Below are 12,669 nucleotides of genomic sequence, written 5' to 3'. Positions count from 1 at the left end.
GGGGCGCCGCGCCCGTGCGGGGCGGGCCGGCCGACGGTCGATGGCCGGCGGTCGGCCGCCTGGGTGGGGCGGGTCAGGTCACGTCACGGGTGCCTTGGCGCGTAGCACCTTCAGGAACTCGCGCATCCAGGCCGAGTGGTCCGGCCAGGCGCGGGCGGAGACCAGGGCGCCGTCGACCACGGCCTCGGCGTCCTGGAAGGTGGCGCCTGCCGACTGCATGTCGAGTTCCAGTGCCGGGTACGCCGTGACGCGTCGGCCGCGGAGGGCGTCGGCGGCCGCGGTGAGCAGGGGGCCGTGGCAGATCTGGGCGACGGGTTTGTCGGCGTCGAAGAACGACTTGAGGATCTTGCGGAGTTCGGGGTCGTTGCGGAGGTACTCGGGGGCCCGGCCGCCGGGGATGACGACGGCGGCGTACTGGCCCGGGTCGACCTCGGAGAAGGCGAGGTCGGCGGGCCAGGTGTAGCCGGGCTTCTCGGTGTAGGTGTCGAAGCCGGGTTCGAAGTCGTGGACGACGAACTGGAGCTTCTTGCGGGCGGGGGCGGCGATGTGGACCTCGTAGCCTTCCTCGCGCAGGCGCTGGTAGGGGTAGAGGACTTCCAGGGATTCCGCTGCGTCGCCGGTGACGATGAGGATTTTCGCGGACATGGTGGGCGGCTCCTCTCGGGCGGGCGTTGCTCTGGGCAACGTGCCTCTTGGGGGTGGGCTTGCCAAGAGGGGGCGCTTTCAGCGTCCCGCGGGGTGGGGCCGGCGTCGACTTTTCTCGCCCCCGCCGCCCCTACCCGTCCCATCCCAGGGGCTCCGCCCCTGCACCCCCACCTGGGGCTCTGCCCTTGCACCCCGGCGGGGGCTGCGTCCCCTGCACCCCGGCGCCCCACCCGGGGCTCCGCCCCGCACCCCGGCGGGGACTGCGTCCCCTGCGCCCCACCCGGGGCTCCGCCCAGCGCCCCGGCGGGGAGTGCCTCACAGTGGGGCTCCGCCCTTCCCCCTTCCCACGTGACCCCCCGTTTTGCCTCTGTGCAGAACGGCAAAGTTCTGGGCTGGGTTTTGTACACATACGGCTCATGACGGGAGGCCCGGGAGGGGCGATAGCCTTGGTGGCGTGATCAGCGCGATAGCTTGCGGGGGCACTGTTGCCTCCGCCCTGCGCCCGGTGTGTGCGGACCATCTCCGCAGCCGGGCGGCGGACGCTGGTCGGCGCGGGCGGGACGGGGCCGAAAGGGCCCCCAGGACGCCGTGCACCCCCCGGATGCATCTGGCGCGGAGAGCAGCGTCACACCCGGGAGTGGTGTCGAGAATGGCCGATAACCCCCCGCTCATCTCACCTTGCGGCATAGCGTCGGAGCAGACCGGAGACCCCGGGCCGTGGCGTCGAGCCGCAGGGGAAGAGACCGTACTTCCTTCTACGTCACGCAACGGCGCGCGACAGGAGCCAGAGGACAATGCAGACCAAGCTGGACGAAGCCAAGGCCGAGCTGCTCGAGAGGGCGGCGCGGGTCGCTGAGAACAGCCCGGTCGGGGGGCATCTACCGACTGGGACGACGGGCGAGGGTGGCGGTACTCCGGGGACCCCGGACCACGCCTCCCTCCTCGCGTTCCTCAAGCGCTACTACCTGCACACCGCCCCGGAGGACCTGAACGGCCGTGACCCGGTCGACGTCTTCGGAGCCGCGCTCTCGCACTACCGGCTGGCCGAGAACCGGCCGCAGGGGACGGCCAACGTACGGGTCCACACGCCGACCGTCGAGGAGAACGGGTGGACGTGCAGCCACTCGGTCGTCGAGGTCGTGACGGACGACATGCCGTTCCTCGTCGACTCCGTCACCAACGAGCTGACCCGGCAGGGGCGGGGGATCCACCTCGTCATCCACCCGCAGGTCGTCGTGCGGCGCGATGTGGCCGGCAAGCTCATCGAGGTGCTCAGCACCCCGCCCGCCGCGGGGGAGCTGCCGCACGACGGGCATGTCGAGTCGTGGATCCACGTCGAGATCGACCGTGAGACCGACCGGGCCGACCTGAAGCAGATCACCGCCGACCTGGTGCGCGTCCTGTCCGACGTCCGGGAGGCCGTCGAGGACTGGGAGAAGATGCGGGACACCGCGCTGCGGGTCGCCGATCTCCTCCGGGAGGAGCCCGTCCCCGGTGATCTGGCGCGGCCCGAGGTCGACGAGGCCCGTGAGCTGCTGCGCTGGCTGGCCGCCGACCACTTCACGTTCCTCGGCTACCGGGAGTACCAGCTGCGCGGGGACGACTCCCTCACCGCCGTGCCCGGCACCGGGCTCGGCATTCTGCGCTCCGATCCCCAGCACGCCGACCCCGACAGCCACCACAGCCACCCCGTCAGCCCCTCCTTCGAGCGGCTGCCCGCCGACGCCCGCGCCAAGGCGCGTGAGCACAAGCTGCTGGTGCTGACCAAGGCGAACAGCCGGGCCACCGTGCACCGGCCCTCCTACCTCGACTACGTCGGCGTGAAGAAGTTCGACAAGGACGGGAACGTCGTCGGGGAGCGGCGGTTCCTCGGGCTGTTCTCCTCGGCCGCCTACACCGAGTCCGTGGTGCGGGTGCCGGTCGTGCGGCGCAAGGTCGAGGCCGTGCTGAAGGGCGCCGGGTTCTCGCCCAACAGCCACGACGGGCGCGACCTGCTCCAGATCATGGAGACCTACCCGCGCGACGAGCTCTTCCAGACGCCGGTGGACGAACTCCGGTCCATCGTCACGTCCGTGCTCTATCTCCAGGAGCGGCGCCGGCTGCGGCTGTACCTGAGGCAGGACGAGTACGGGCGCTACTACTCGGCGATCGTCTACCTGCCCCGCGACCGGTACACCACGGGCGTGCGGCTGCGGATCATCGACATCCTCAAGGAGGAGCTGGGCGGGACGAACGTCGACTTCACCGCCTGGAACACCGAGTCGATCCTGTCCCGGCTGCACTTCGTCGTGCGTGTCCCGCAGGGCACCGAGCTGCCGGAGCTGTCCGACGCCGACAAGGAGCGCATCGAGGCGCGGCTCGTCGAGGCGGCGCGTTCCTGGGCCGACGCGTTCCAGGAGGCGCTCAACGCCGAGCTCGGCGAGGAGCGGGCCGCGGAGCTGCTGCGGCGCTACAACAACGCCTTCGCCGAGGGTTACAAGGCCGACCACAGCCCGCGTTCCGCCGTCGCCGACCTGTGCCATCTGGAGCGGCTCACCGAGGAGCGGAACTTCTCGCTCAGCCTGTACGAGCCGGTGGGCGCCGCGCCCGACGAGCGCCGCTTCAAGATCTACCGCAAGGGTGACGCGATCTCCCTGTCGGCCGTGCTGCCGGTCCTGAACCGGCTCGGTGTCGAGGTGATCGACGAGCGGCCGTACGAACTGCGCTGCGCGGACCGCAGCAACGCCTGGATCTACGACTTCGGTCTGCGGATCCCCAAGTCGCTGGCGGGTCCCGGTGGGGACTTCCTCGGTGACGACGGGCGTGAGCGGTTCCAGGAGGCGTTCTCGGCGACCTGGACCGGCAAGGCGGAGAACGACGGGTTCAACGCGCTGGTGCTGGGCGCCGGGCTGCACTGGCGGCAGGCGATGGTGCTGCGTGCGTACGCCAAGTACCTGCGTCAGGCCGGGTCCACGTTCAGCCAGGACTACATGGAGGACACCCTCCGGACCAATGTCCACACCACCCGGCTGCTCGTGTCGTTGTTCGAGGCGCGGATGTCGCCCGACCGGCAGCGTGCGGGGCACGAGATCGTCGACGCGCTGCTCGAGGAGCTGGACGCCGCCCTCGACGAGGTGGCCTCGCTCGACGAGGACCGGATCCTGCGGTCCTTCCTCACGGTCATCAAGGCGACCCTGCGGACGAACTTCTTCCAGGAGCGCGCGGGCGGCGAGCCGCACGACTACGTGTCCATGAAGTTCGACCCGCAGGCCATCCCGGACCTGCCGGCGCCCCGGCCGGCGTTCGAGATCTGGGTGTACTCGCCGCAGGTGGAGGGCGTGCACCTGCGGTTCGGGAAGGTCGCGCGCGGTGGTCTGCGCTGGTCCGACCGTCGTGAGGACTTCCGTACCGAGGTGCTCGGCCTGGTGAAGGCGCAGATGGTGAAGAACACCGTCATCGTGCCGGTCGGCGCCAAGGGCGGCTTCGTCGCCAAGCAGCTGCCCGACCCGGCCGTGGACCGTGACGCGTGGCTGGCCGAGGGAATCGCCAGCTACAAGACGTTCATCTCGGCGCTGCTCGACATCACCGACAACCTGGTCGGCGGGGAGGTCGTGCCGCCGGCCGACGTCGTGCGGCACGACGAGGACGACACCTACCTGGTGGTCGCTGCCGACAAGGGCACGGCGACGTTCTCGGACATCGCCAACCAGGTCGCGGAGTCGTACAACTTCTGGCTCGGCGACGCCTTCGCCTCCGGCGGCTCGGCCGGCTACGACCACAAGGGCATGGGCATCACGGCCCGCGGCGCCTGGGAGTCCGTGAAGCGGCACTTCCGGGAGCTGGGCGTGGACACCCAGGCCGAGGACTTCACGGTCGTCGGCGTCGGTGACATGTCCGGTGACGTGTTCGGCAACGGCATGCTGCTCAGCGAGCACATCCGGCTGATCGCCGCCTTCGACCACCGGCACATCTTCATCGACCCGAAGCCGGACGCGGCGACCTCCTACGCCGAGCGCCGCCGGCTGTTCGAGCTGCCCCGCTCCAGCTGGGCCGACTACGACGGCGACCTGATCTCCGCCGGCGGCGGTGTCTTCCCGCGGACGGCGAAGGCGATCCCGGTCAACGCCCACATCCGCGAGGCGCTGGGCATCGAGGCGGCCGTCACCAAGCTGACCCCGGCCGACCTGATGAAGGCGATCCTGCGGGCGCAGGTGGACCTGCTGTGGAACGGCGGCATCGGCACGTACGTGAAGTCCGGTGCGGAGTCGAACGCCGACGTCGGCGACAAGGCCAACGACCCGATCCGGGTGGACGGCGCCGACCTGCGCGTCAGGGTCGTCGGTGAGGGCGGCAACCTGGGCCTGACCCAGCTCGGCCGGATCGAGTTCGCGCTGCACGGCGGCAAGATCAACACGGATGCCATCGACAACAGCGCGGGCGTCGACACCTCCGACCACGAGGTGAACATCAAGATCCTGCTCAACGGCCTGGTCGGCGAGGGCGACATGACCGTCAAGCAGCGCAACAAGGTGCTCGCGGAGATGACCGACGAGGTCGGCGCTCTCGTCCTGCGCAACAACTACGCGCAGAACACGGCGATCGCCAACGCCCTCGCCCAGTCCAAGGACATGCTCCACGCCCAGCAGCGCTTCATGCGCCACCTGGTCAGGGAGAAGCACCTGGACCGGGCCCTGGAGTTCCTGCCCACCGACCGGCAGATCCGTGAGCGTCTCGGCGCCGGCCAGGGGCTGACCAGCCCGGAGACGGCCGTCCTGATGGCCTACACGAAGATCACGGTGTCGGACGAGCTGCTGCACACCTCGCTGCCCGACGACCCGTACCTGCGCGGCCTGCTGCACGCGTACTTCCCGACGGCGTTGCGCGAGCGGTTCCCCGAGGGCATCGAGAGCCACCCGCTGCGCCGCGAGATCACCACGACCGTCCTGGTCAACGACACGGTCAACACAGGCGGTACGACGTACCTGCACCGGCTGCGGGAGGAGACCGGCGCCTCGCTGGAGGAGATCGTGCGGGCCCAGACCGCGGCCCGGGCGATCTTCCGCTCGGCGCCGGTGTGGGACGCGGTGGAGGACCTCGACAACCGGGTCGAGGCCGACGTCCAGACCCGTATCCGTCTGCACTCGCGGCGGCTCGTCGAGCGCGGTACGCGCTGGCTGCTGAACAACCGGCCGCAGCCTCTCCAGCTCGCCGAGACCGTCGAGTTCTTCGCCGAGCGCGTCGAGCAGGTGTGGTCGCAGCTGACGAAGCTGCTGCGGGGCGCTGACCTGGAGTGGTGGCAGCGGATCCACGACGAGCTGGCCGACGCCGGTGTCCCGGACGAGCTGGCCACCCGGGTGGCCGGGTTCTCCTCGGCCTTCCCGGCGCTGGACATCGTCTCGGTGGCCGACCGCATGGAGCGGGACCCGCTGGACGTCGCCGAGGTCTACTACGACCTCGCCGACCGGCTGCACATCGCCCAGCTCATGGACCGCATCATCGAGCTGCCGCGTGCCGACCGCTGGCAGTCCATGGCCCGCGCCTCCATCCGCGAGGACCTGTACGCGGCCCACGCGGCGCTGACGGCGGACGTGCTGGCCGTCGGCAACGGCACCTCGACGCCCGAGCAGCGTTTCAAGGCGTGGGACGAGAAGAACGCGGCGATCCTGGGCCGGGCGCGCACCACGCTGGAGGAGATCCAGAGCTCGGAGACGTTCGACCTGGCCAACCTGTCGGTGGCCATGCGCACGATGCGTACGCTGCTGCGGACGCACTCGTAGGAACCCGGGAAAACCCCGGAAACTACGGGAAACAGGGGGTGCCCCCGAGCCGTCGTGGCTCGGGGGCACCCCCTGTTGCGTCCGGTGCGTCCGGTGCGTCCGCCGTTCCGTCAGGCGGGCTTCGGCTTGGGCTTGGGCTTCTTCTTGTCGCCGGTGAACGCCTCGTACGCTTCCAGGACCTCCTCGGTCGGGCCGTCCATGCGCAGTTCGCCGCGCTCCAGCCACAGCACCCGGTCGCAGGTGTCGCGGATCGCGGCGTTGCTGTGGCTGACCAGGAAGACCGTGCCGGCGTGCGCGCGCATCTCCTGGATGCGCTCCGCCGAACGCGCCTGGAACCGGGCGTCACCGGTCGACAGGGCCTCGTCGATGAGGAGTACGTCGTGGTCCTTGGCGGCGGCGATGGAGAAGCGCAGCCGGGAGCCCATGCCGGAGGAGTAGGTGCGCATCGGCAGGGAGATGAAGTCGCCCTTCTCGTTGATGCCGGAGAAGTCGACGATCTCCTGGTAGCGCTCCTTGATCTGCTCGCGCGTCATCCCCATGGCGAGCCCGCCCAGGTAGACGTTGCGTTCGCCGGTCAGATCGCCCATCAGGGCCGCGTTGACGCCGAGGAGGGAGGGCTGGCCGTCGGTGTAGATCTTGCCGTTCTCCACCGGCTGGAGGCCCGCGATCCCTTTGAGCAGGGTCGACTTGCCGGAGCCGTTGGTGCCGATGAGGCCGATCGCCTCGCCCTTGTACGCGACGAAGGTGACGTTCTTGACGGCGTGCACGGTGCGCATGCCGGCGGCCTTCTGGGCCTGCCGGGGGCGCATGATGCGGTTGAGGGCCGCCGTCGCGCTGCCCCGGCCGCTGCCGGTGCCGTTGATCCGGTAGACGATGTCGACGCCGTCCGCGATGACGGTGGGGGCCCGCTCGTCGACGGGCTCGGTGAGCGCGGTGGGTGCGGTGCGCGTTGCGTTCTCAGCCACGGCCGTACGTCTCCTCAGCCTTCCAGAAGTAGATGAAGCCGCCGACGCCGGCGAGCAGCGCCCAGCCGGTCGCGACCAGCCACACGTGGGGCGGCAGCTGGCTCGCGTGGAAGCTGTCGATCAGCGCGAAGCGCATCAGGTCGATGTAGACGGCTGCGGGGTTGGCCCGCAGCAGGTCGGCGACCCAGGTTGGCATGCCCTGGTGCTTCTCGAGCAGGTTGTCGATGCTCCACATCACGCCCGAGATGTACATCCAGGTGCGCAGGATGAACGGCATCAGCTGGGAGATGTCCGGGGTGTTCGCGCCGAGCCGGGCCAGGATCATCGAGACGCCGGCGTTGAAGACGAACTGGAGCGTCAGGGCCGGAAGGACGAGGACCCAGGACAGCGCCGGCGGCACGCCCACGGCGAACAGGATGATCAGCAGGGCGGCCATCGAGAACAGCAGCTGCTGGAGTTGCTGGAGACAGAACGAGATCGGCAGGGCGGCCCGGGGGAAGTGCAGGGCCCGCACCAGTCCGATGCTGCCGCCGATGGCCCGGGTGCCCGCCATGATCGAGCTCTGCGTGAACGTCCAGACGAACACGCCCGTGACCAGGAACGGGATGAAGTCCGCCACGCCCTTCTTGGTCTCCAGCAGGACACCGAAGATGAAGTAGTAGACCGCCGCGTTCAGCAGCGGGGTCATCACCTGCCAGACCTGGCCCAGCTTCGCCTGGCTGTACTGGGCGGTGAGCTTGGCGGTGGCGAACGCGGTGATGAAGTGGCGGCGCGCCCAGAGCTGGCGGATGTACTCGGGCAGGGACGGGCGGGCACCGCTGACCGTGAGGCCGTGACGGGCGGCCAGAGCCGCGAGGTCGCCGTGGGGGGCGGCCTGTGTCTGGGGCGGTGTGTGGAGGACCTGACTCACATCCGCTGCTTTCGCTCGGGGGAGGGGTGCGGGCGGCGGCGTTTCCGTGGCCGCTCGACGTTTCCTTACGCTTTTCTTTACGTTTTCTTACGTCGGGACGGGACCGTATCGTCGCAACGTGAGAGTAGGCCGATTCGTCGTCGGAACGCAACCGTTTCGTCGTAACGCCCTATGCTGGTCCGTATGACGACGAACGCGACGAACGCCGATGGACCCCAGGCGCGCCCGCGCCGCCGGGCCCCCGCGGGCGCGGCCGTGCTCCGCGAGGATGTGACGGAGGCCATCCGGGCCGCCGTGTTCGAGGAGCTCGCGACCGTCGGCTACGCGCGGATGTCCATCGAGGGGATCGCCCGGCGGGCCGGGGTGGGCAAGACCGCGGTGTACCGGCGCTGGCGCTCCAAGCTGCACCTGGTCCTCGACATCGTCTCGGTGATCGCCGTGCAGGGTCTGCCGGCCCCGGAGACGGGCAGCCTGGAGGGCGACCTGCGCATGCTCTACGAGGTGAGCTCCCGGGCCCTGCGGCATCCGGTGGCCTCGCAGATCATCCCCGACCTCCAGGCCGAGGCGGCCCGCAACCCGGAGATCGCCGAGGCGCTGCAGAAGGCGCTGAAGCAGGGACAGGAGGAGGTCGCCCTGAAGATCGTGGCGGCGGCGGCGCAGCGCGGCGAGGTCCGCGCGGGGCTGAACGAGGAGCTGGCGCTCGATCTGATCTCGGGTCCGCTTTACTGGCGTTCGGTGGTGATCCGCAGCCCGAAGCTGCCCAAGGGCTACCTGGGCGCGCTGGCTCGTGCGACCACCGAGGCGATCAAGGCGCTGTAAAGGGGCGCGGACGCCGCGACGGGAGCCGAGGTGGCATGAGAATCGTGATGGCCGAGGACAACGCCCTGCTCAGGGAGGGCCTGGTCCTGCTGCTGACATCGGCCGGGCACGAGGTCGTGGCCGTCGTCGGCTCCGGTCCCGAGGTCCTGCCGGCGCTCCTCCGGCACCGGCCGGACGTGGCGGTGCTCGACGTACGGATGCCGCCGGGCTTCCGTGACGAGGGGCTGCGGGCCGCGCTGGAGGCCCGCGAGAAGATTCCGGGCCTGCCGGTGCTGGTGCTCTCCCAGTACGTCGAGGAGTCCTACGCCGCCGAACTGCTCGGCGGGGGCGCGAGCGGGGTCGGCTATCTGCTGAAGGACCGCGTGGGCCGGGTGGACGAGTTCCTCGACGCCCTGGAGCGGGTCGCCTCCGGCGGCACTGCTCTCGACCCCGAGGTCGTCACGGAGCTGATGTCCCGCCGCCGCGACTCACCGCTGGACTCGCTCACCCCGCGCGAGCGCGAGGTGCTGAAGCTCATGGCCGAGGGCCGCGACAACACCACCATCGCCGACACCCTCGTCATCACCGAACGGTCCGTCAGCAAACACATCGGCAACGTGTTCCTGAAGCTGAGCCTCCCCCCGAGCGACAGCGGCCACCGACGGGTGCTGGCGGTGCTGGCGTATCTGAACAACGCCTGACCCGGGTCGACGGGGGACGCACGCCGCCGGCTCACCGCGCGGCAGCCGTCCGGCTTTCGGGGCGGGAACGTCGGGGGCTTCTCGCGGCGGGTACGGGGCGTGGGGTGCCGGAGCGCCGCAGGCGGTGGGTGCCGACCTGTGCGCCGATGACGCGAACGGTCCGTCACCGGCGTCGCGCCCGTGAGGGCCGGCCCGTCATCCGCGCTCCGGCTCCTCCTCCAGGGCCGCCGCGTCGAGGGCCGAGGTGAGCTGGTCGAGGTGCTCGCGCAGGTCCCGGATCTCGTCCAGGTCGAATCCGGTCGCCGAAACGATCCGGCGCGGCACCCGCAGCGCCCGCTCGCGCAGGGCCGTGCCCTCCTCGGTGAGCCGGATCTCCACCGAGCGCTCGTCGCGCGCACTGCGCTCCCTGCGCACCAGGCCGGCCGACTCCAGCCGCTTGAGGAGCGGGGAGAGCGTGCCGGAGTCGAGGCGGAGGTGTTCGCCGAGCTTCTTGACGGGCAGTTCGCCGTGCTCCCACAGGACCAGCAGCACCAGGTACTGCGGGTAGGTCAGCCCGAGTTCCTTGAGGATCACGCGGTACACGCCGTTGAAGGCGCGCGAGGCGGCGTGCAGGGAGAAGCAGATCTGGCTGTCCAGGCGGAGCCAGTTCTCCTCGGCGTTCTCCTGCGCTGCGGGTGTGGGTGTCGCGGTCATGCCTCCAGGGTAGCTCCAGCGAGCCATTCAGTTGTGCACAACTTAATTGTGTGCTCTACTTATCTCCGTGAGGCGGTCCGGACGCGAACAGCGCGAGGGCCGGCCACCCCCCGACACGACTTCCGAGAGGGATGGTTCATCCATGGACGCGCTCTACACCGCAGTCGCCACCGCCACCCACGGCCGCGACGGTCGCGCCGTCTCCTCCGACGGCAGGATCGACCTCCAGCTGGCCCCGCCGGTGGAGCTGGGCGGCAACGGTCAGGGCACCAACCCCGAGCAGCTCTTCGCCGCCGGTTACGCGGCCTGCTTCGGCAGCGCCCTCGGTCTCGTCGGACGCCAGGCGAAGGTCGACGTCACCGACGCCGCCGTGACCGCCGAGGTCGGCATAGGCAAGCAGGGCGAGGGCTTCGGCCTCAAGGTGACGCTGCGCGTCGAGCTGCCCGACGGCCTGGACGAGGCGACCGGCCGCAAGCTGGTCGAGTCCGCCCACCAGGTCTGCCCCTACTCCAACGCCACCCGCGGCAACATCGAGGTCGACCTCGTCATCGAGTAGTCGCCGACCGCTTCCGGGCGGTTCAGCGGTTCCCGACCCGCGCCAGCACCTCCCCCGTCCGCCGGCTCCAGGCCACCACCACGGCTTCCTCGGGCACCGGGTGCCAGCGCGTCAGCAGCAGCCAGCGGATGCGGTAGCGGTGGGCGATCCCCACCCGCTCGGCGCGGGTCGACCCGAGGGAGAGGTAGGTGCGGACGTCGTCGAGCCGCCGTAGCCGCTCCCGTTCGTCCAGGGCCGCGTCCGGCCAGGCCGGCGCGGCCAGGTTCGGCCCGTACCCGGCGATCGTGTGGACCGCGTAGTACCCGTCGGTGACCACCACCTCGCCGGGCCCGATGTGCCGCGCGGCCCAGTCGTACGCGGGCCAGCGCGGCGGCGGTTCGAAGCCGACCGGGTCCAGCGCCCGCGGCACGACCGCTCCCGCCTGCACCGTGAGGAAGCCGAGGCAGGCCGCGCCCGTCGCGACCGCGCCCAGCACCCGCCGCCCCACCCGCCAGGGCCGGGGCGCCGCCAGTTCCACGGCCAGGGCGAACTGGAGCGGCACCAGGGTGAGCCCGAGGATCCGCCCACAGGTGTAGTGGCCGCTGACGAAGCCGTACGCCACCACCAGGCACTCCAGGGCGAACATCAGCACCAGCGGGTCGCGCACCGAGCGGCGGCCTCGCGCCCACAGCGCCGGCACCCCCAGCAGCGCCAGCCAGAAGTGGCCCGGCAGATCGTCGTACAGCCGCCGGTGCATCGCGTCCACGCTGCCGTCCCCGGCCAGTTCGAACACGTCGAAGTACGGCCAGAGAGCCGCCACCAGCAGCGCCACGGCCCCCGCCACCGCCCACCGGGCGGCCACCGCGGCCCGCCACCCCCGCTGCCACCCCACGACGAAGGCCGCGCACCCGGCCACCGCCGCGATCGCCGTGATCGGATGCACCAGCAGGATCACCCCGTACAGCACGCCCAGAGCCACATAGCCCGTGTAGCCGCGCAGCCCGCTCGGACCCACGTAGCGCACCCGGCGCGCGTCACGCGCGCGCGTGCCCGCCAGGGCCCACGCCCAGAAGGTGAGCCCGATGGCGAAGGTGGACGGGTAGCCGAGGTTGCCGGTCATCGACATCAGGCCCAGATAGCCGCTCCACCAGGCCCGCTCGGTGCCCCACAGCAGCGTCATCGCCGCCAGTCCGAGCACCGGCGCCCACGGTCTCGGCGTCAGCACGCGCGTGAAGCGGCCGATGCCGGTCAGCAGCACCAGCAGGTTCACCGGGCCCGCGACCCGCAGCACCGCCCAGCCCGTCAGCCCGCTCACCCGGGCGAAGGCGCCCTCCACCACCGCGTACGGCGAGTAGTAGGGGCTGCCCGCGCCCGGCAGGTCGCCCATCGGGTGCCGCGGGTTCAGAAGACTGTCCTTCAGGCGTTCGACGACCGCCGCGTGCTGGCCGGCGTCGCAGCACTGCGGCACCCGCCAGTACGCCAGCGACATCAGCAGCCAGAACAGCAAGCCGAGGGCCTGGTACGGGGTCGGCCGCCACCCCCGCCCGCCGCGCAGCGCCGTCGCACCGAGCGTGGGCCGCCGGGTCTGGACACCGGTGCTCAACGGACGGCACCGGACCGGGCCGCGCAAGATCGGGCCGCGCCGGATCGGGCCGTACCGCATCCG

General features: G+C 70.9%; 9 protein-coding genes. 4 read left to right on the top strand and 5 right to left on the bottom strand.

Features of this window, described 5'->3' with window-relative positions; all coding sequences use genetic code 11:
• Positions 1 to 78: 78 nt before the first annotated feature.
• Complete coding sequence (locus OG736_RS18155) at positions 79 to 645, bottom strand: DJ-1/PfpI family protein (RefSeq protein WP_327183375.1); 567 nt, start codon at positions 643 to 645, stop codon at positions 79 to 81.
• 794 nt (positions 646 to 1,439) lie between these two features.
• Here OG736_RS18155 and OG736_RS18150 point away from each other — a divergent pair.
• Positions 1,440 to 6,401 carry an NAD-glutamate dehydrogenase gene (locus OG736_RS18150; protein ID WP_327183374.1) on the top strand — a complete coding sequence of 1,654 codons (4,962 nt, stop codon included), beginning with the start codon at positions 1,440 to 1,442 and terminating at the stop codon, positions 6,399 to 6,401.
• Positions 6,402 to 6,511: 110 nt separating this feature from the next.
• On the opposite strand, the gene OG736_RS18145 is transcribed toward OG736_RS18150, so the two are convergent.
• Both OG736_RS18145 and OG736_RS18140 read right to left on the bottom strand, forming a co-directional pair.
• Positions 6,512 to 7,366 (bottom strand): ABC transporter ATP-binding protein, encoded by an 855-nt coding sequence (locus OG736_RS18145; protein WP_327183373.1) that lies wholly within the window; start codon positions 7,364 to 7,366, stop codon positions 6,512 to 6,514.
• Complete coding sequence (locus tag OG736_RS18140) at positions 7,359 to 8,276, bottom strand: ABC transporter permease (protein WP_020132368.1); 918 nt, start codon at positions 8,274 to 8,276, stop codon at positions 7,359 to 7,361. The genes OG736_RS18145 and OG736_RS18140 overlap by 8 nt, the downstream gene beginning before the upstream one ends.
• A 171-nt stretch (positions 8,277 to 8,447) precedes the next feature.
• Here OG736_RS18140 and OG736_RS18135 point away from each other — a divergent pair, with 171 nt between their 5' ends.
• Together OG736_RS18135 and OG736_RS18130 are read left to right on the top strand one after the other, a co-directional pair.
• Positions 8,448 to 9,095 carry a TetR/AcrR family transcriptional regulator gene (locus OG736_RS18135; RefSeq protein ID WP_327183372.1) on the top strand — a complete coding sequence of 216 codons (648 nt, stop codon included), beginning with the start codon at positions 8,448 to 8,450 and terminating at the stop codon, positions 9,093 to 9,095.
• 35 nt (positions 9,096 to 9,130) lie between these two features.
• Positions 9,131 to 9,775 (top strand): LuxR C-terminal-related transcriptional regulator, encoded by a 645-nt coding sequence (locus OG736_RS18130; RefSeq protein WP_327183371.1) that lies wholly within the window; start codon positions 9,131 to 9,133, stop codon positions 9,773 to 9,775.
• Between the two features lie 195 nt (positions 9,776 to 9,970).
• Here the strand turns inward: OG736_RS18130 and OG736_RS18125 are convergent, their stop codons facing one another.
• Positions 9,971 to 10,468 carry a MarR family winged helix-turn-helix transcriptional regulator gene (locus tag OG736_RS18125; protein ID WP_020132371.1) on the bottom strand — a complete coding sequence of 166 codons (498 nt, stop codon included), beginning with the start codon at positions 10,466 to 10,468 and terminating at the stop codon, positions 9,971 to 9,973.
• 142 nt (positions 10,469 to 10,610) lie between these two features.
• Here OG736_RS18125 and OG736_RS18120 point away from each other — a divergent pair, with 142 nt between their 5' ends.
• On the top strand, positions 10,611 to 11,024 hold the full coding sequence (locus OG736_RS18120; protein WP_307163642.1) for an organic hydroperoxide resistance protein: 414 nt from the start codon (positions 10,611 to 10,613) through the stop codon (positions 11,022 to 11,024).
• Between the two features lie 22 nt (positions 11,025 to 11,046).
• On the opposite strand, the gene OG736_RS18115 is transcribed toward OG736_RS18120, so the two are convergent.
• On the bottom strand, positions 11,047 to 12,606 hold the full coding sequence (locus OG736_RS18115) for a hypothetical protein (RefSeq protein ID WP_327183370.1): 1,560 nt from the start codon (positions 12,604 to 12,606) through the stop codon (positions 11,047 to 11,049).
• Positions 12,607 to 12,669 lie beyond the last annotated feature (63 nt).

Origin of the sequence: Streptomyces sp. NBC_01334 (assembly GCF_035983595.1) — a bacterium.
Lineage (GTDB): Bacteria > Actinomycetota > Actinomycetes > Streptomycetales > Streptomycetaceae > Streptomyces > Streptomyces coriariae.
Note: the sequence above shows the minus strand (reverse complement) of the source record. Positions and strands in the feature narration are given on the sequence as shown.

What these genes read in the sequence shown, in the direction of transcription:
- OG736_RS18155 (WP_327183375.1), bottom strand. Translation starts at nt 645, where the DNA reads ATGTCCGCGAAAATCCTCATCGTCACCGGCGACGCAGCGGAATCCCTG.
- OG736_RS18150 (WP_327183374.1), top strand. Translation starts at nt 1,440, where the DNA reads ATGCAGACCAAGCTGGACGAAGCCAAGGCCGAGCTGCTCGAGAGGGCG.
- OG736_RS18135 (WP_327183372.1), top strand. Translation starts at nt 8,448, where the DNA reads ATGCTGGTCCGTATGACGACGAACGCGACGAACGCCGATGGACCCCAG.
- OG736_RS18130 (WP_327183371.1), top strand. Translation starts at nt 9,131, where the DNA reads ATGAGAATCGTGATGGCCGAGGACAACGCCCTGCTCAGGGAGGGCCTG.
- OG736_RS18125 (WP_020132371.1), bottom strand. Translation starts at nt 10,468, where the DNA reads ATGACCGCGACACCCACACCCGCAGCGCAGGAGAACGCCGAGGAGAAC.
- OG736_RS18120 (WP_307163642.1), top strand. Translation starts at nt 10,611, where the DNA reads ATGGACGCGCTCTACACCGCAGTCGCCACCGCCACCCACGGCCGCGAC.